Below are 17966 nucleotides of genomic sequence, written 5' to 3'. Positions count from 1 at the left end.
GTGAGGATCGCCGATGTCGACGAACCGGGGGCGATGACCCCGCGAAGGCCGGCGGAGACGTGCAGCTCGACGCTCGGCTCGTCGTCCGACTGCTCGGCGGCGGTGGCCGCGCTCGGCACGACGAGAGCACAACCGCCCAATGCGATCGCCAGAACAGCGGTCCTGCCTGCGAGCCGTCGTAGGCGCGCACGGAGGCCGGTGTCGGGGGTGATCGCGGTCATGAAGGTCTTCCTCGAACGCCCGGTGAGGGGCTGCTCGTGAGTACTGACCTAGTGATTCTAGGAGGCCGCACGAAGGAGAACCCTGAAGACGCGTAGAGTGACGGCCGTGTCCGACACCCCCGAACCGGTCCCCGACCCGCTCCGCACCGCCGCGCTCGCCGCCGACCTCGACGCCGCCGACCTCCGCTCCGAGCCCCTGCGGCGCCTGTGGGGCGAAGAGGCCGACGACGCCCTCGGACGGGGGATGCGCGAGCCGATCCTCCGCGCGATCGAGGGCGACAGCGGCCTCTCGCCACTCTCGGCCGCCTGCTGGTGCTGGGGATGCCGCAACCGAAGGCCTCGGTGGCCGCGGCGTTGCCACAGCTCGGAGTGGAGGGGCTCGTGGCTCTCGGACTCGCCAGGGCCGAGAGCGAGACGGTGACGCCGACCGCCCTGCTGCGGCCGCAGTCGTTCGTCGATGCGGACGGCGTGGGGGAGTGGTGGATCGCCAGCGACCTCGACGAAGTGGCCCTCGACGGCGCCCTCCCCGCCGATCACGTGCTCGGAGTCGGCGGCGCCTCGCGCACCCTGGCAGAGACCATCGTCCCTATCGAGGTGGATCGTGCGCTCGACCTCGGCACGGGGTGCGGCATCCAGGCGCTCCTGGTCGCGCGTCGCGCACGCACGGTCGTGGCGACGGACATCTCCTCCCGCGCGCTCGCGTTCGCCGAACTCAACGCCCGCCTGAACGGCGTCTCGAACATCGAGTTCCGCCACGGCAGCATGTTCGAACCCGTGGCAGGAGAGGCGTTCGATCTGATCGTCTCCAATCCGCCGTTCGTGATCACGCCGCGGGTCGAGGGCGTCCCCGCATACGAGTACCGCGACGGCGGGCTGGTGGGCGATGCCCTTGTCGAGCAGTTCGTACGCAGCGCCCCGAGGTTCCTGACGCAGAACGGCATCGCGCAGCTGCTCGGCAACTGGGAGTCCGACGCCGCCGTCGCCGGCCTCGCCCGGCTGGAGGCCTGGGTTCCGGCCGACCTCGACCTCTGGGTGATCCAGCGCGAAGAGCTCTCCCCCTCGCGTATGCCGAGCTGTGGATCCGCGACGGCGGCACCACACCGCGCGATCCCTCCTTCACCCCGCTGCTCACCGCCTGGCTCGACGACTTCGCGGCGCGCGGAGTGACCTCGATCGGGTTCGGATACGTCCTGATGCGTCGGGGCACCGCGGGGGAGCCGCTCCGACGGACGGAGCGCCTCGCCCAGCACGTGTCGAACGTCGGCGCCGCCCTGGCCGCGGGCCTCGCCGCCCACGATGTGCTCGTGGAGGGAGTGCCGCCGACGCTCGTGGTCGCCGCGGATGTCACCGAGGCACGCCATCTGATGCCGGGCAACGACGATCCGAGTGTGATCGAGCTGCGTCAGGGCGGCGGGTTCGGCCGGACGATCGCCGTCGATCCCGCGCTCGCCGGATTCGTCGGTGCGTGCGACGGCGACCTCACGGTGGCGCAGATAGCGGCTGCGCTCGCCGACCTCTTCGAGGTGCCGCTCGCCGACCTGTGGGCGGAGCTCGAGCCGCGCCTGCGTTCGCTCATGCTCGACGGCATCCTGCTGCCGGGGGAATAGAGGACCGATCCATGCGTTGGAATAGATCATGAAGGCTTTCGGATTCCTCTCCTTCGGGCACTATGCAGATGTGCCCGGCTCGGCGACCCGCACCGCGGGTGACATGCTGAAGCAGACGATCGAGATCGCGGAGGGGGCGGACGAGATCGGCGTCAACGGCGCCTCGGTCCGCGTGCACCACTGGGCTCGCCAGGCCGCATCGCCCATGCCGCTGCTGTCGGCGATGGCGGCGCGCACGAAGCGCATCGAAGTCGGCACCGGCGTGATCGACATGCGCTACGAGAACCCTTTCCAGTTCGCCGAAGAGGCGGCCGCGCTCGACCTGATCGCCGACGGGCGGATCGCGCTCGGTGTGAGCCGTGGCTCACCCGAGACCGCCTTGCGCGGCTACGAGACGTTCGGTTACGTCGACGAGGAGGATCCGGAGCGCGGCAGCGTGCTGGCGCGGGAGAAGTTCGACCTCTTCCTGCGTGCGATCGACGGCGAAGGCATCGCCCCCGGTGACCCGCGGATGGTGGGTGCCGGTCGCTACCTCGCGATCGAGCCGCAGTCGCCGACCCTCCGCGACCACATCTGGTGGGGCTCGGGTTCGCGGGCGACCGCAGAGGAGACCGGGCGCAAGGGACTCAACATGATGAGCTCGACGCTCGTGACCGAGGCGACCGGCCAGCCGTTCCACGAGCTGCAGCGCGAGCAGATCGAACTGTTCCGCTCCGCGTACAAGGAGGCAGGACACACGGGCCGCCCTCGCGTCTCCGTGAGCCGCAGCGTCTTCCCCCTGGTCTCCGACATGGACAGGGCGTACTTCGGACTGCGCAGCGAGGAGAACGCCGACCAGATCGGCGTCATCGACGGATTCCGCTCCACCTTCGGCAAGACGTACGCCGCAGAGCCGGACGTGCTGATCGCGCAGCTGAAGCAGGACGAGGCCGTGATGGCCGCCGACACGCTGCTGCTCACGATCCCGAACCAGCTCGGACCGGAGTACAACCTGCATGTGCTCGAGGCGTTCGCGACCCATGTCGCCCCGGCGCTCGGGTGGAAGCCCAACACCGAGGGGCCCGTGCAGGGCGACGCCATCTGAGTGTCTTGACAACGGACGGCTGAACCTCGACGCTGAGGCTGGCGCATCGAACGGTGCGTCAGCCCGACAGTGCCGGAGGCCTCGATGACCCGTGTCCGCGTCGATCTCAACATCTCGCTCGACGGCTTCGCCACGACGACGGATCAGACCCCCGAGAACCCGTTCGGCGAGGACTGGGGTCGGCTCACCGCCGCCTACACGGCGACGCGGACGTTCCACGAGCGGGTGTTCCTCGACACCAGCGGAGCGGGGACCACCGGGGTCGACGAGAAGTACGCGGCGCACTACTTCGAGAACATCGGCGCCGAGATCATGGGCGCGGGCATGTTCGGACTCCACGACAACGCGGCTGACCCGGACTGGCGCGGCTGGTGGGGCGAGGAGCCGCCGTTCCGGGTGCCCGTCTTCGTGCTCACGCGCTCTCCGCGTCCGACGATCGAGTTCGCGAACGGCACGAGCTTCCACTTCCTCTCGGTCTCTCCGGACGAGGCCCTGCGTCTCGCCGTCGACGCCGCAGCCGGAGGTGATGTGCGCGCGGGCGGAGGAGCGACCACCGTGCGGGACTTCCTGAAGGCGGGACTCGTCGACGATCTGCACGTCGGCATCACGCCGATCCTGCTCGGCAGCGGGATCCGGCTGTGGGATGACCTCCGTGGGTTCGAGAACGGATATCGTGCGACCTCCGAGGTGGCCGAGTCGGGTGTCATCCACGTGACCTACTCCCGCGAGGGGTGAATCGCGCGCCGCGGTCGTCGCCCGTCCGCCCTTCCCGCGGAGCCGGCATATCAGTACGCTGACCTCATGCGTCTGCGCCGCACGGGGATCATCGCCGGAAGTCTCGCTCTCGTGGCCGTGCTGGTGGGGACGATCCCCGCGGCAGCGGCGACGACCACGGCGTGGGCGACGTGGCAGCCTGTGACCGGTACCGGCGGCGCCTACACGACGACGGTCCAGATCGCGGCTCAGCCGGCGCTCACGGCGACGATGGCGAGCGACTCCCGCGCCGGACAGATCGGCGTGATCTCGGGTGCGTCGACGTGGTTGTCGGAGGGCACGCCCATCGGCGCCAAGTACGGCTCCAGCCGCGACCAGGCCTACCTGAACCTGCGGCCCAAGGCCGACAACGCGACGAGCCCGTCCACGACGACATACTCTTTCGCGACGCCGACCCCGACCTCGGGGTGGGCCTTCGCGGTGGGCGACATCGACGCGGACGCGGTGCGCATCCGTGCCACGGCCCCCGACGGACACGTGCTCACCGCGGCGGAACTCGGACTGCAAGACCTCTTCAACTACTGCGCCCCCGGTGTGGTCGGCAAGCCCCCTGCACGGGGGCGGCCGATGACGTCCCGACCTGGGACGAGACGACCCTCACGCTCACCGGCAACGCGGCCGCGGCCGACACCAGCGGCTCCGCGGCGTGGTTCGAGCCGAACGCTGCGATCAGTTCCCTGAGTCTCATCTTCACCCGCCGTTCGGGGCTGCCGGTCTACCAGACGTGGTTCGCATCGATCGCCCAGGACATCACGGGAACCGTGACCGACACCGGTGCTCCGGCGTCGGGCGTCGCTCTCACGCTGACCGACGCGAACGGCACCGTCGTGGGCACCACGACCACCGCCGCGGATGGCACATACTCGTTCCCCGGATTCATCGCCGCCGACGGCTACACCGTGCGCGTGACACCCCGGCCGGGAAGATCCCGACCGGACCCACCACCATCGCGGCGAATCTGAGCGCCGGCGATGCGGTGGCCGATTTCGGACTCCGTGACATCGTTCCCGTCGCCGTGTCCGGACGCGTCACCGACACCGCGGGGACGCCGGTCGCCGGGGTGGCTGTGACGATCGACGGTCAGACCACCACCACCGACGCAGACGGGAGCTACCTGTTCGACCAGGTGTCGGTCGGCACGCACCCCGCCACGATCACTGCTCCCTCCGGCTACACGGTCGACCTCGCACCAGCACCCGTCGTCGTGCCACGGGGCAGCGAAGTGCCGATCGAGAACGTCGACTTCCGGATCGCCGAGAACCCCGACCTGCGCGGAACCGTCCGCTCGAACGGCGCCGGCGTCGCCGGCGTGACCGTGACCGCGGTCGGCCCCGGGGTGCGACCCTCACGCGCGTCACCGACGCGTCAGGGGCGTACACCTTCCCCGCCTCGCCGCGGGCGACTACGCGATCACCATGACGACGCCCGCCGGCTTCGTCGCGACGTCGCCGGTCACGCGCGACCAGCAGGTGGCCGCCGCAGATGTCGAGGATGTCGACTTCGAACTCGCGCGACTCGGCGCTGTCGACGGCACGGTGCGCGACGACGACGGCAATCCCCTTGCCGACGTGGTCGTGACCGTGACCGGACCCGGTACCCCGCAACAGGTCACCTCGGGCGCCGACGGCACGTTCGGCCTCGGCGAGCTCCCGCCCGGCACCTACATCCTCACGGTGGTGCCGCCGACAGGGACGAGCGTCGTCGGCTCCGCCACCCGCACGGTCGTGATCACCGCCGCCGGTGAAGCCGTCGAGGAGCAGGACTTCACGCTCGCGGCCGACGCCGTGGTCGTCCCGCCGGACCCGACCGACCCCCGAGCACCGGAGGAGGCAACGGCGCGCCCCCGCGACCGGACTCGGCCCGGAGACACTGGCCTGGGCGGTCGGGGGCGGGGCCGTGCTGATCCTCGGCGTCGTGCTGCTGGTCGTCGCGCGCCGTCGCTCGCGCGGCTGACCCTCCCCACCTCGAGCGCGTCGAGCCCGGCGACGCGGAGTGATCCGGACGGCTGAGGTCGCGCCGGAGACGGCATCGGCCGACCCCCGCGGTCAGCTCCCGTTCGGCGGGCCGAACAGCTCCTCGCCGTGCTCGTGCAGGACCTTGTACGCGTCGGCGAAGGTCTCCGGCTCCTTCTCGCCCGGTCTGCCGTAGCGGGCGAGGAGGAGGCCGAGCAGACCGCGGGCAGGCGGAGTCAGCGGCTTGAGGTGCTTCTCGAGGTCGGGCTGAGGGATGGCCTCTTCCGGGTTCGGCGGAGTGTACGAGGGCTTCGTGACGGGCCAGTCGGCCGGGTGCCGCGGCTGCTCCAGGTTCACGACGTTGAACAGCGTGTTCGCCGAGGCATCGCGGTCGTTGAGGGGCTTCAGACCGTGCAGCCGGGAGAGCGTCGCGGTGACCGAGCCGTGGTGCATCTCGTCATGGATGATGGTGTTCCGCTTCGTGTACGCCGAGACGGCGATCGCCGGGACACGGCATCCGAGCCGATCGAACGTGAAGCCCATCTCGCCGGCCGTCGTGTCCTTCGTCGGTTTCGTGGCCGCGGGCGGCGGCACGTGGTCGTAGCATCCGCCGTGCTCGTCGAACGTGATGAGTAGCAGGGTGTTGACCGCGTTCGATCCCTTCGGCGATGCACTCGTGCGCACAGCCTCGTAGATGTCGTGGATGAGCAGGTCTCCCGCGCGCACGTCGGAGATCGCACTGTCGAACACCTCCTCGCCCGCCACGGTGCTCTCGCGGGGCGAGCCGAACGGCGGGTGGAAGTCGTTGTGGTCGTAGACCATCCGCGGCTCGATGAACGCGTAGGCGGGGAGCGTGCCGTCCTTCGCATCGGTGTAGAAGTCGTCCATCGTGCCGAAGTGCTCCGTGCGCCAGTACTTCTCGAGCACGGGCGCGTGCAGCATGCCGGTGAAGGAGACGAGCTGCAGCTTGTCGATGTAGATCTTCCAGTCGAGCTTCTTCTCCTCGAGCCGGTTGAACACGGTCGGGGCCGCCGGGGCGTCGATCCACTTGTCGTAGCCGCCGCCCGCCTGATTGGTGACGAATCCGTGCGAGGTGGACGCGTGGAAGAACGATCGGTTGCAGAAGGTCTGCGACGGAACCGCGGCGTACCAGTTGTCGAACACGGCGAACTCGGCCGCGAGCGTCGACAGCACGGGGAGCATCGCGGGAGAGAACGAGCCCATGATGTGCCTGGCTTCGTCGACGCTCGGCTCCGTGCCCTTGCGCAGCCGACGGAAGTTGATGATGTAGTCCTGGAGGAAGCCCGACATCGTCGCCCTCTCCCCGTGCGTCGGGGCGTTGAAGGGCGACTCCATCTGGTCGACGAAGAGGTCGGCGTTGGTCTTCGGATCGACCGTCCCGAAGATCTGCGTGTTGACGTGCGGGTACTCCTCGCCGGGGTCCGGGTCGGGATGGCTCATGATGCGGTCGGTCTCGCCCTGGTAGATGTGGGCATCGACCACGGTGCCGTCGGACGCCGTGTTGCTGTGCGTCCCGAAACCCAGGCCCTCGAACGTCTCGCCCTGGGGAAGGTTCTCCTTCGAGTACAGGTAGCCGAGGAGGTTGTCGAACGACCGGTTCTCGCCCATCACCACGACGACATGATCGAAGCCCGGTTCGCTGCGGGGCGTCAGTGCGGCGAAGGGGACGGGGTCGTCTGCGAAGCCGTCTCTCGCGTTGCCGGCGACGGAGGCGCCGATGGCCGCTCCGCCTGCTCCGCCCACGACCGCACCCGCGAGCGCCGCGCCGCCGATCTTGAAGAAGCCTCGGCGGGAGGTATCGGGAACGGAAGGGGAGTCGTCGTCGGCCACGAGGCGATCCTATGGCCGCTGCGTCTCAGGGTTCGCGGGATGCCGCGGAAGTACCCCTGGTGAGGATGGCCCGGGGTTCGCGATCGAGCGCCCGGGTCTTCAGGCCGCGGCGATCCAGAGCACGGCACCCTCGCGCCAGCCGAGGCCGGCGGTGCCTTCGGAGATCGGCTCCTCGTGTCGCGGGCGGACCACGCGCATCCGGGTGCCCGCCAGCTCGACGATGTAGACGATGTCGGCGCCCCGGTAGACATGCGCGACGACCTCGACGGTCACCGGAGCGTCCGGGCCGACCACGGGCGAGAGGCGCAGGTCCTCCTGACGCAGCACGACCTCTCCACTGCCATCCGGGCCGGCTCCCGTCAGCGGCACCTGGACGGTTGTGCCGTCGAGCGTCGCGACCGCCCCGGAGCGGGTCGCCGGGAGCAGGTTCGCCGCGCCGATGAAGTCCGCAGCGAACGGGGTGCGCGGTGCGCCGTACAGTTCTGCGGGCGCACCCTCCTGCTCGATCACCCCCGCGTTCATGAGGACGATGCGGTCGGAGAGGCTCATCGCCTCCTCCTGGTCATGCGTGACGAACACGGTGGTGAGGCCGAGGGTGCGGTGCAGCTCCTTCAGTTCGACCTGCATGTCTTCTCGCAGACGAGCGTCGAGGTTCGACAGCGGCTCGTCGAGCAGCAGCACCCGGGGCTCGAAGGCGATGGCCCTGGCGAGGGCGACGCGCTGCTGCTGGCCGCCCGACAGCTGCGCCGGCATCCGATCGGCGAGGTGGCCCATCTGCACGCGTTCGAGGGCACGCACGGCCAGCTCCTTCTGCTCGGCCTTGGACTTCTCGCCCGACATCCGCAGACCGAAGCGCACGTTCTCGACCACGCTCATGTGGGGGAACAGCGCGTAGCTCTGGAACATCATCCCGAGGTGGCGCTTCTCGGGCGGGAGCTTGGTCACATCCTGACCTGCGATCTCGATCGTGCCGGCACTCGGCGACTCCAACCCCGCGATGCAGCGCAGCAGCGTGGTCTTGCCGCAGCCGGAGGGGCCGAGGAGGGAGACGAACTCCCCGGACTGCATCGAGAGATCGATGCCCTTGAGCACTGGGGTGCCCTTGAAGTCCTTGGTGAGCGAGTTGATGGTGAGCGTTGTCATCAGACGAACAACCTTCCCAGACCGATGATGCGTTCGAGGACGATCATGAGGACGACGGTGAGCAGGACCATGAGAGTCGAGACGGCCGCCACGGTGGGCGACGTGCTGAACTCCAGCTGGCCGTAGATGGCGATGGGGAGCGTCTCCAGCTGCGGCGTGCGCAGGAAGAGAGCGATGACCGCATCGTCGAACGAGATGTTGAAGGCGAAGAACGCCCCGGCGGCGATACCCGGCCGGGCGATCGGCAGCACGACGAGCCGGTAGCGGTTCCAGGTGCTGGCGCCCAGGGTGCGTGCCGCTTCCTCGGTGAAGTGGTCGGCTCTGGTCATCACGCCCGTGACGGTGCGCATGACGTAGGGGATGGCGATCACGACGTGGATCGCGATGAGCACGCCCACGTTGGGGGAGCCGATCGTGAGCGAGGCGATGGAGAGCGCGCCGATCGCGAGGATGATCGTCGGGATGGTCAGCGGCGACATCAGCAGCGCCTGGATGGCGGCGCCCCGGGCACCTGGAAGCGCGTGAGTGCCAAGGCGGCGGCGGTGCCGATCGCTGCGGCGAGGATCGCGACCGTGATGCCGACCAGCAGGCTGAGGCGGAACGGCTCGAGGTAGGTGTCGGAGGTGAGCGCCTCGACGTACCAGTCGAGCGTGAAGCCCTGGCCGGGGAAGGTCAGGAAGCGGTTCTCGCCGACGGAGGCGCCGGCGACCACCATGAGCGGCACGAGCATGTACAGCGTCACGATGACACCGAGGACGATGGCGAGGATCCTGCCGAGGAGGGGAACGGAACGGACCATGGTCACACCTTCTGCTTCCCGAGCCGCGACGTCGCCGCGAGCACGAGCATGACGCCCGCGAACAGCAGCACGGCCTGTGCGGCCGCGAACGACCAGTCGAGGTTGGTGGTCGCGTCGACGTAGATGGTCTGCGCGAACACGGGGATCTGCGCGCCGCCGATGAACCGCGGGGTGATGAACGAGCTCACCGACAGCACGAAGACGAGCGAGGCGCCCGCGACGATGCCGGGGACCGCGAGGGGGAGCACCACGTGACGCAGCGTGCGCCAGAATCCGGCGCCGAGCGTGCGGGACGCCTCCTCGAGCTGCGGCGTGATCCCCGAGATCACACCGAGGATGCTGAGCACGGCGAACGGCAGGAGCACCTGGACCATGGCGATCACGACACCGGTCTCGGTGCCGAGGAAGCCTTGCGTGCCGCCGACGAGGAACTCCGCGCCGGGGATCTGCATCATCAGGCCGGACGGCCCCATCAGGACCACCCAGCCGAAGGTGCGGACCACGACGCTGGTCATGAGCGGGAGGATCACGACGATGAGGAGGAACGAGCGCACCTTCGAGCCGGCGCGGGCCATCACGTAGGAGAGGGGGATGGCCAGGACGAGAGTGATGACGGTCTGGATCACCCCCAGGCGGAGCGAGCGCAGCGCCGCCTGGAGGTGATACTCACTCGTGAACAACCGGGTGAAGTTGTCGAGGGTGAACCCGCCTGCCGACGACTGCACGCTCATGAGGAGCATGCCGGCCACCGGGGTGATGAAGGCGAGCGCGAGCAGCACGATCGCCGGCAGGAGCAGGAGCCAGGGCTCCCTACGGGTTCGGACGCTCATTTGGTGATCAGCGCATTCCACTCATCGGTCCAGGACTGACGCGAAGCCGCGATGTCACCCGGAGCGTAGACGACGACCGTCTCCAGCTCGTCGCCGGTGAGCACGGCGTCCGCGGCATCGCCGGAGAGCTCGGCCTTGGTGTTGACCGGCGAGTACCGCATGTTCTCCGCGAAGACGGTCTGCGCTTCGGGGCGCAGTTCGAAATCGATGAAGAGCTTCGCCAGGTCGGGGTTGTCCCGGCCCTCGACCACGTTCGCCGTGATGAGGGAGGCGGTGGCGCCCTCCTCCGGGACGATGAACTCTACCGGAAGACCCGCGTCCTGCAGCGTGCCCGCGTAGTCCATCGCGTACGGTGCCAGCCAGGTGTCGCGCTGGGCGAATGCCGTCTGCAGGTCGGGCGAGGTCGGGACCACGATCGCGTCGCCAGACGAGGCCAGCTCGCCGAGGTCTGTGATCGCCTGCGACGGGTCGTCGATGCCGCCGCCGAGCGCGTCGGCCACGCGGAGCATCGAGAGCACGCCGTACGTGTTCGAGAAGTCCGTGAGCGCGACGTGACCCGCGTAGGCCTCGTCGAACAAGTCGAGCCACGAGGTGGGTGCCGGAGCGTCCGCCTCGGTGTTGTAGACGAGCCCGATCGGCGCGAGCTGGATGACCGGGCCTTCGCCGCGCTCGAGACCGGCGGTGGCGAGTTCGACCAGGTCACCGGACTCGGAGAGCTCGTCCGCCGCGATCGGCGCGATGAGCCCCTGCTCCGCAGCGGTGAACTCCTGCCCGCCGGAGAAGTGCACGACGTCGATCTGCGGGCTCGCCTTCTGGGCGGTGACCTGCGCGAGGGCGTCGGCGCTGTACAGCGTGATCAGCTCGACCTTCGCCCCGGTCTCCTCTTCGAACGGGTCGACGACGGCCTCGATGAAGGCCTTCTCCCAGTCGCCGCCGAACGAGGTGACGACGATGGTCTCGCCGGCGAACTCCTTGTCGTCGGAGGAAGCCGTGTCGTCACCGGTCGAGCAACCGGCGAGGACGAGGGCGCCGGTGGCGACGAGCGCCCCGGTGGTGAGGATTCTTCGGGTATTCATGCACTGCTCCTTCGGGATGGGTCCAGCACTGAGTGAACGCCTTAGACCAGGCGTCCGATGGTGAGCTGCTTCGCTCCGTCGATGCGGATCGCCGCGCTCTCCTTGGCGAACTCCGCGAGTCCTTCGGTGATGCCGCCCCAGATGTTGACGGGTGTCCATCCGAGCGGGCCGAGAGTACGGGCACCACGATCGTAGAAGACGCCGATCTCGTACCACTCGAACGGCAACCCGCCCATCTGCATCGGACGCTGCCAGTACCACTGCAGGTCACCCGGCGCAGGGACGACCTGCTGGTTCTCGAACGGAACCGTCTCCGGGTCGAAGTTCTGCGCCTCTTCCGGGAGGCCGACCATGACCTCGGGTCCGGCGTACATCGCATGCATCGCCTGCATGGTGACCCGCTTCTCGAGCGCACCCCACATGGCCTCGCAGGTGCGAGGGGCGAGGTCCTCGAACAGGGTGGCGACGGCGCGGACGCCGTTCTCGTATTCGAGGAAGACCTTCTTGGTCATCGTGTTCCTTTCTCTGCAGCGGGGTGTTCCGCTGCGCGTTCACGGGCGGCCGAGACGAACGCCGCGAACAGCGGCATCTCCTCTGTGGCCTCATCGGGGGCGATCATCTTCTCGGGGTGCCACTGCACCGCCCAGAAGGGCCAGTCGCCGTCGGCCTCGACGGCTTCGACGATTCCGTCCGGCGCCCAGGCGACGGCGTGGAGGCCGGGGGCCGGGGTGTCGATCGACTGGTGGTGGATGGTGTTCACGATTCGCCGTGTGGTGCCGTACAGGGCGGCGAGGCGGCTGCCGTCTGCGAGGGTGATCGGATGCCGCGCCGCGAGTTGCTGGTCGGCTCCGCGCACCGGCTCGTGGTGCGCGGTGGCGGGGATGTCGACGATCAGGGATCCGCCGAACGCGACGTTGCTCACCTGGAGACCGCGGCAGATCGCGAGGACCGGGATGCCGCGTCGGCGCGCGCCGAGGGCGAGCGCGATCTCGAACCCGTCACGCGAGGGGTCGTAGGTCTTGGCCTCCTGAGGCTCCGCGCCGTAGCGCGAGGGGTGCACGTCTTCTCCGCCGGACAGGACGAGTCCGTCGAGGCGGTCGAGCACCTCGTCGACGCCCGCGGTCGGCGGCAGCAGCACGACGGCTCCACCGGCGGCCTCGACGGGCGCGGCGTACTCCGTGCCCAGGCTGTGGGCCGGGCGACCGGTGCCGAGGTCGGTGTCGATGAAGCGGCGCCAGGTGGTGATGCCGATGAACGGGCGGGTCACGACAGCTCGATCCAGGTGGTCTTGAGGTCGGTGAACTTCTCCATCGCGTGCAGGCTCTTGTCGCGACCGAAGCCCGAGCCCTTGACGCCGCCGAACGGGATGGTCATGTCGCCCTCCTCGAAGCAGTTGACCCACACGACCCCGGCGCGGAGTCGGCGCGACAGGGTGTGCACCGCGTTGAGGTCGGTGCTCCACAGGGCGGCGGCGAGACCGAACTCGGTGCCGTTCGCGATCGCGAGGGCGTCCTCCACGTCGTCGTAGGCGATGACCGAGAGCACGGGGCCGAAGACCTCGCGCTGCGCGACCTCGTGCGCAGGGGTGACGCCGAGCACGACCGGGGCGAAGTAGCTGCCTCCGTCGACGGCGCGGAAGCGCTCGGCGCTCCCCGCTGCGAGCTCGGCGCCCTCGGCCTGCGCGCGCTCGACGAAACCGGCGATGCCCGCGAGCTGCTTCTCGCTGACGATCGCGCCCATAGAGGTGCCGACGTCGAAGGGGTCGGCGGGCAGGCTCGTGCGTGCGACCTCGGCGGCGATCTCCAGGGCCCGGTCGCGCTGCGCACGGGGCACGAGAAGGCGGGAGGACGCGGTGCACATCTGCCCCTGGTTGTAGAAGCAGCCGTCTGCGGTGGCGCGGACTGCGCGTTCGAGGTCGGCATCCGGCAGCACCAGGCTCGCGGTCTTGCCGCCGAGTTCGGGCCAGACGCGCTTGCCGTTGGAGGCGGCCGCGTAGCCGAGGAACTTCCGGCCCACCTCGGGCGAGCCGGTGAAGGTGACGACGTCGACGTCGGAGTGCTCGCCGAGCGCGCGGCCGGCGATGTGTCCTGCACCCGGCGTGACGTTGAGGACGCCGGCCGGGATGCCCGCTTCGAACGCGAGCTCGGCGAGGCGCAGAGCCGAGAAGGTGGTGTGCTCGGCCGGCTTGAGCACGACGCTGTTGCCGACCGCGAGGGCGGGGGCGAGCTTCCATGCCGTCATGGTCAGCGGGAAGTTCCACGGAACGACGGCGGCGACTACTCCGGCCGGCTCTCGGGTCACGAGGGCGAGGCTGTTCGGAGCGGTGACCGGCATCTCGTCGAGGACCTTGTCGGCGGCCTCGCCGTACCAGCGGAAGCAGTTCACGACGGCGCGCAGCTCGGTCTGCAGCGCCTCGCGGATCGGCTTGCCCATCTCGAGGGAGATGATGAGGGCGAGCTCTTCGGCGTTGTCGTGGATCCGCTGGGCGAAGGCGATCAGAAGCTGCCCGCGTTCCCGAGGCGCGATCCGCGACCACACGCCGGCGTCGAACGCGGCGCGGGCGGAGCGGACGGCGCGGTCCACGTCGGCGGCCGAGGCGGCGGTGATCTGCGGCAGTGCACGGCCGTCGCGCGGACTCACGGGAGCCAGCGGTTCGGCCGACCCCTCCACCCACGCGCCCTCGATGAACATGCGCGCGTGCAGAGACAGCGACGCTGCGCGATCCGCCCAGTCGTCTCCCGTTGCCGTGAACATGGTCGTCCTCTCCAGGGGTGATGGCCCTGGAGAGGATACTCGCTCTATTTCGCCACTAGGTCAAGCTGTAGCGAACGATCTCGCCAATTCTTTACATTCCTGTAACAGGATCGGCCTACAGGCGGATGGCTCCCGTCGGTATGTCATTCGCCAGCGCCGCCGGGGCCTCGTCGACGATCAGGGAACCGCGCAACACCGGTGTGATCACCACGAGCGACTCCACGACCTCCAGCCCGTCATGCCCCGCGACGGCGGGTCCGGTGAGGAACTCGTAGAACGCGTCCGCGTCGGGGACCAGCACGTTCGCGAGGAGTTGCGAGGTGCCGGTCGTCGCGACGATGAACTTCACCTCGGGGGCCGCCGCGAGCGCGGTACCGACCTTCTCGAGCCGCGCCATCGGCACCCGCAGCCACACCAGCGCCTCGAGTCCGAGTCCGAAAAGGCTCGGCACGACCTCGGTGCGCGGATGCATCAGGCCGCGACGGCTCAGCGACTCCATCCGTCGACGGGTGGTCGTCACGTTCAGCCCCAGTGCCCGTGCGAGCTGGGCGACCGGCATCCGGCCGTCCTTCAGCAGAAGCCGGATCAGCGCCTCCTCGTCGTCGCTCAGCGAATCGGCCGGGTCGACTTCGGAGCCGGAGGACTCATCGAGCATCCGGGCCTGCTCGTCGGTGAGCACGCCCGCGCGCCAGTCGTGGCCCGACCGGAAGAACTTCAGCACCGTCGTGACGTTGATCGAGTCGATGCCCTCGAGCTCGGGGAAGTCGGTGAAGAGCAGTTCGCGGATCGAGGCGTCGTCATGGGGGAGCAGCATCCCGGCGATGTCGCTGCTGCCCTCGAGCACCGAGACCGACGAGGCGTCAGCGCGCCGTGCGAGTGTGCGAGCGACGTGCCACAGCGCATGCGGCTCTGTCGTGATGCGGAAGAGCACCGCACGGGCATGCAGCACCCGCGCGGGGTCGACGTACGTGGACACCCGCACCAGTCCGCGATCGAGCAGCCGCTGGCCGCGGCGGGCGACCGTGCGCTCTGGGAGGTCGACCACACGGGCGATCTCTCCCCACGACGCGCGGCCGTTCACCTGCAGGGCCGCGGCGACGATCCGATCGGTCTCGTCGGCCATCACATCGTTCGCGGGCACGGGCTCTCCTTCAGCGGGACGGACTCGGTGGAAGGTTATCCCAGTCCGGCGTACCGCCCGTCCCCGATCACTCGCGAGACGGAGAGCGAAGAAGGGCGCCGCCCGGGCTGAACCCCGGGTGACGCCCTCCAGCGGTTGCGATGGACTACTCCGCCTCGGCCGCCTCCACGGTCGCGAGCTGCCGGCGGCGACGCAGCGCGAACAGGCCGAGACCTGCCGTGAGGAGCACGACGGCCGCGACGATGTACGGCACGCTGTCGGCACCCGTGGTGGCGAGGTCGCCGTCCGCGCCACCGGAACCGCCCGAGCCGTCGCCCGGAGTGACCGCTCCGCCGCCCGACACCGCCGTGACCGTGACGGAAGCCGTGACCTCGGTGCCGTCCGGCAGGATCGCGGCGAGGGTGTGCGCGCCGGCAGGGGTGTTCGCCGGGATCGTCACCGTGCGCTGGAAAGTGCCGTCGGCGCCGGCCGTGACCGTGCCCAGCTGCACCGGGTCGGAGCGCAGCTCGAGTCGCAGCTCGGCACCCTCCGCGAAGCCGCTGCCCGACACCGTGAGTGCGCCGCCGGCCTCGACGGTTGCCGCGCCCAGCTCGATCTCGGCCGGAACCTCGGGCTCGGGGGTGACCGGAGGCGTGATGCCCTCTTCGGTGACCCACTTCTCGCCGGCATCCGACTTCGTCACGGTGAAGGTGTCGTACACGGCGCCGACGGGAAGATCGGTCGTCGCGCCCGGCTGCTTCTCGGCGAGGTAGGAGCGGTAGACGAGCTGGTTCTTCGACACGTCGATCACCTGGTAGGTGGTGACGCCCTGGCCGCGCAGCACCTGGGTGGCGCCGTTGTTGGTCCAGACGTTCTTCTCCGGCGTCTCGAGCTCGTAGTGCTTGGCGCCCGAGTTCGACACCACGTAGACCGGCCCGGTCGTGATGCCGGGGGTCTCGGTCGCGTCCGTGTTCACGTAGCCGCGGGCGTACGTGTGGTCGTGGCCCATGAGCACCAGGTCGATGTCGTTGCGTTGGAACACAGGCACCCAGTCGGCGCGGAGCTTCGGCTCGTCGCGACCCTCGGACGCCGAGAACACCGGCTGGTGGAAGGTGACGACGTTCCACTTCGAGGGGCTGTTCTGCAGGAGCAGGTCGAGCCAGGCGCCCTGGAAGCGGATCCACAGCTCCTCACCCTGAGCGAGAGGGCAGTCCGCACCCGTGCATGAGGGCAGCGCCGGCGGAGTGAGGAAGGTCGCGTCACGGGTCGCGTTCAGCGTGATGAACCGCACGCCCTGGTAGTCGGTGTAATACGCCGTCTCGGCGGCGAACGCACTCCAGTGCTCGAACAGCGACCGGTACTGCTGCGCGGCTTCGGAGTCGCCCTTGGCGAGGTCGGCCAGCTCGCCGATCGAACTCAGCGACGGGTTGTTACGCGGATACTCGAAGGCGGCCTTCCATGCGGTGAGCAGCTTGTCGCCCGAGTACTCGTGGTTGCCGGGTGCGGCCATCACGTTCGTACGGACGGCGGAGTCCTCCATGCCCTTGAACCAGTTCAGCCACTCGTTCTCGTTGCTGGACGTGTTGATCAGGTCGCCCGCATGCACGGAGCCGATCGAGCGCGGAGCGCTGGCCTCGGCCTGCTTCACGACGCTCGGCCACGTGGTGTCGAGGCCGATCTGCGCGTCGCCGTAGTAGATGAACTGGAAGTCCGTGGCGCTGGGGTCGGCCGTGCGGAACTCGTACCAGTCGCTCCAGCTGCCGGGGAGGCCGACCCGATAGCGGTACTCGGTGGCCGCGGTGAGGCCGGTGACCGTCGCGGAGAAGTGCTTGTTCGGGTTGCCGTTCACGACGCCGGCGTCGTAGGCGTCGACGGTGCGGACCTCGCCGCCGGCTGCGGGCGCGATCTCGACCTGACCGACCGTGTGCGACGCATCGCCTGCGAGCCACGAGAACGACTGGGAGATCGCCGGCTGCTCGGTCGGGGTGAGGATGACGCGCGTCGGCGGGGCGATCACGGGGGTGCCGGGATCGGACGCCTCGACGAGGGTCAGCGACGACATGTCGAAGTAGATGTCGGAGCTGGTCTCGCGGTCCTGGAACAGCGAGACGGCGATCGTGTTCGTGCCGTCGTGCAGCAGCGTGCCCTCGGCGCTGAACGTGCTGGTGAGCGGGTCGCCGTTCGAGTCGCCGGCGTACTCGACGTTCGTCGTGTCGGTGATGCGGCCGTCGACGTAGCGGGCGACTTCCTCGCCGTTGATCCAGACGATGATCGCGTCGTCGTAGGTGATGGTGCTCTGCAGTGCGGCGACCTGCTCAGCGACACCCGACTCGAGTTCGAACGTCGTGCGGAAGAAGTAGGTGGGCACGGTCGGGGCCTTGGTGCCGTCGAGGTAGTGGTTCAGGAGCGTCTTCGGCGTCTGGGGCCCGACGGCTCCGAGCTTGCCGTTCTTCGCGCCGAACGAGCCGGGTGCGGTCTTCCACGTGCTGTCGTCGTACGCGGGCAGTGTCCAGTCGCGCAGCGCTGCCGGAGCCGGGGACGGGTCGGACCCGTCGTCGAGGTAGTTCCACGCGGTGGCGTCGGTGATCAGCGACCCGATGGGAACCTCGGGGTCGGGTGCGGCGAGGGCCGCTGGGGCGACGACGGCGCCGCCGAGCAGGGCGAGGAGCGCGACGGATGTCAGTCCGTGACGCCGCCACCGCACCGCAGGGGTGAGGGAGGTCATGTCAGTCCTTCGTGGGGGTGGGGTTCCGTG

General features: G+C 69.3%; 19 protein-coding genes. 8 read left to right on the top strand and 11 right to left on the bottom strand.

All coding sequences use genetic code 11. The annotated features are described in order from the left end of the window. Positions 1 to 327: 327 nt before the first annotated feature. The 8 genes from G4G29_RS24380 to G4G29_RS23230 all read left to right on the top strand — a co-directional run bounded on the left by G4G29_RS24380 (position 328) and on the right by G4G29_RS23230 (position 5695). Positions 328 to 642: a hypothetical protein gene (locus G4G29_RS24380; protein ID WP_345941130.1), complete on the top strand. Its 315-nt coding sequence runs from the start codon at positions 328 to 330 to the stop codon at positions 640 to 642. Next, positions 603 to 1388: a methyltransferase gene (locus tag G4G29_RS24375; protein WP_345941129.1), complete on the top strand. Its 786-nt coding sequence runs from the start codon at positions 603 to 605 to the stop codon at positions 1386 to 1388. The genes G4G29_RS24380 and G4G29_RS24375 overlap by 40 nt, the downstream gene beginning before the upstream one ends. Further along, a complete protein-coding gene (locus G4G29_RS24370; protein WP_309491609.1) occupies positions 1385 to 1828 on the top strand; it encodes a hypothetical protein in 444 nt (147 codons plus the stop codon). Before G4G29_RS24375 ends, G4G29_RS24370 begins: the two co-directional genes overlap by 4 nt. 28 nt (positions 1829 to 1856) lie before the next feature. Then, positions 1857 to 2912, top strand: a complete 1056-nt coding sequence (locus G4G29_RS20310) for an LLM class flavin-dependent oxidoreductase (RefSeq protein ID WP_183151371.1) — start codon at positions 1857 to 1859, stop codon at positions 2910 to 2912. Positions 2913 to 2996: 84 nt separating this feature from the next. Continuing rightward, the gene (locus G4G29_RS20305) at positions 2997 to 3647 is read left to right on the top strand and encodes a dihydrofolate reductase family protein (protein WP_183151370.1); all 651 of its coding nucleotides are present in this window, start codon (positions 2997 to 2999) and stop codon (positions 3645 to 3647) included. Between the two features lie 66 nt (positions 3648 to 3713). Then, complete coding sequence (locus G4G29_RS20300; RefSeq protein WP_183151369.1) at positions 3714 to 4367, top strand: hypothetical protein; 654 nt, start codon at positions 3714 to 3716, stop codon at positions 4365 to 4367. Between the two features lie 80 nt (positions 4368 to 4447). Beyond that, a complete protein-coding gene (locus G4G29_RS20295; RefSeq protein ID WP_183151368.1) occupies positions 4448 to 4648 on the top strand; it encodes an SdrD B-like domain-containing protein in 201 nt (66 codons plus the stop codon). A gap of 453 nt (positions 4649 to 5101) precedes the next feature. Then, entirely contained in the window at positions 5102 to 5695 is a 594-nt protein-coding gene (locus G4G29_RS23230; protein WP_244632264.1) for a carboxypeptidase regulatory-like domain-containing protein, read from the top strand. Positions 5696 to 5731: 36 nt separating this feature from the next. On the opposite strand, the gene G4G29_RS20285 is transcribed toward G4G29_RS23230, so the two are convergent. The 11 genes from G4G29_RS20285 to G4G29_RS20240 all read right to left on the bottom strand — a co-directional run bounded on the left by G4G29_RS20285 (position 5732) and on the right by G4G29_RS20240 (position 17936). Then, complete coding sequence (locus G4G29_RS20285) at positions 5732 to 7489, bottom strand: alkaline phosphatase family protein (protein ID WP_183151366.1); 1758 nt, start codon at positions 7487 to 7489, stop codon at positions 5732 to 5734. A gap of 99 nt (positions 7490 to 7588) precedes the next feature. Continuing rightward, positions 7589 to 8632, bottom strand: coding sequence for an ABC transporter ATP-binding protein (locus tag G4G29_RS20280; protein WP_183151365.1), 1044 nt, complete (start codon positions 8630 to 8632; stop codon positions 7589 to 7591). After that, positions 8632 to 9111, bottom strand: a complete 480-nt coding sequence (locus G4G29_RS20865; RefSeq protein ID WP_202045439.1) for an ABC transporter permease subunit — start codon at positions 9109 to 9111, stop codon at positions 8632 to 8634. Before G4G29_RS20865 ends, G4G29_RS20280 begins: the two co-directional genes overlap by 1 nt. Next, complete coding sequence (locus tag G4G29_RS20860; protein WP_202045437.1) at positions 9111 to 9431, bottom strand: hypothetical protein; 321 nt, start codon at positions 9429 to 9431, stop codon at positions 9111 to 9113. The genes G4G29_RS20865 and G4G29_RS20860 overlap by 1 nt, the downstream gene beginning before the upstream one ends. A 2-nt stretch (positions 9432 to 9433) precedes the next feature. Further along, positions 9434 to 10261 carry an ABC transporter permease gene (locus G4G29_RS20270; protein ID WP_183151364.1) on the bottom strand — a complete coding sequence of 276 codons (828 nt, stop codon included), beginning with the start codon at positions 10259 to 10261 and terminating at the stop codon, positions 9434 to 9436. Beyond that, positions 10258 to 11337 (bottom strand): ABC transporter substrate-binding protein, encoded by a 1080-nt coding sequence (locus tag G4G29_RS20265; RefSeq protein ID WP_183151363.1) that lies wholly within the window; start codon positions 11335 to 11337, stop codon positions 10258 to 10260. Before G4G29_RS20265 ends, G4G29_RS20270 begins: the two co-directional genes overlap by 4 nt. A gap of 41 nt (positions 11338 to 11378) precedes the next feature. After that, positions 11379 to 11849, bottom strand: a complete 471-nt coding sequence (locus G4G29_RS20260) for a DUF3830 family protein (protein WP_183151362.1) — start codon at positions 11847 to 11849, stop codon at positions 11379 to 11381. Beyond that, on the bottom strand, positions 11846 to 12604 hold the full coding sequence (locus G4G29_RS20255; RefSeq protein ID WP_183151361.1) for a gamma-glutamyl-gamma-aminobutyrate hydrolase family protein: 759 nt from the start codon (positions 12602 to 12604) through the stop codon (positions 11846 to 11848). The genes G4G29_RS20260 and G4G29_RS20255 overlap by 4 nt, the downstream gene beginning before the upstream one ends. Further along, the gene (locus tag G4G29_RS20250; protein ID WP_183151360.1) at positions 12601 to 14091 is read right to left on the bottom strand and encodes an aldehyde dehydrogenase family protein; all 1491 of its coding nucleotides are present in this window, start codon (positions 14089 to 14091) and stop codon (positions 12601 to 12603) included. Before G4G29_RS20250 ends, G4G29_RS20255 begins: the two co-directional genes overlap by 4 nt. A 115-nt stretch (positions 14092 to 14206) precedes the next feature. Further along, on the bottom strand, positions 14207 to 15232 hold the full coding sequence (locus tag G4G29_RS20245) for an Lrp/AsnC family transcriptional regulator (protein ID WP_183151359.1): 1026 nt from the start codon (positions 15230 to 15232) through the stop codon (positions 14207 to 14209). A 145-nt stretch (positions 15233 to 15377) separates the two neighbouring features. After that, the gene (locus tag G4G29_RS20240) at positions 15378 to 17936 is read right to left on the bottom strand and encodes a metallophosphoesterase family protein (RefSeq protein WP_183151358.1); all 2559 of its coding nucleotides are present in this window, start codon (positions 17934 to 17936) and stop codon (positions 15378 to 15380) included. Positions 17937 to 17966 lie beyond the last annotated feature (30 nt).

This window comes from Microbacterium sp. Se63.02b (genome assembly GCF_014171575.1).
In the GTDB taxonomy this organism is placed as follows: domain Bacteria; phylum Actinomycetota; class Actinomycetes; order Actinomycetales; family Microbacteriaceae; genus Microbacterium.
This window is presented reverse-complemented; position numbering and strand designations above follow the sequence as displayed.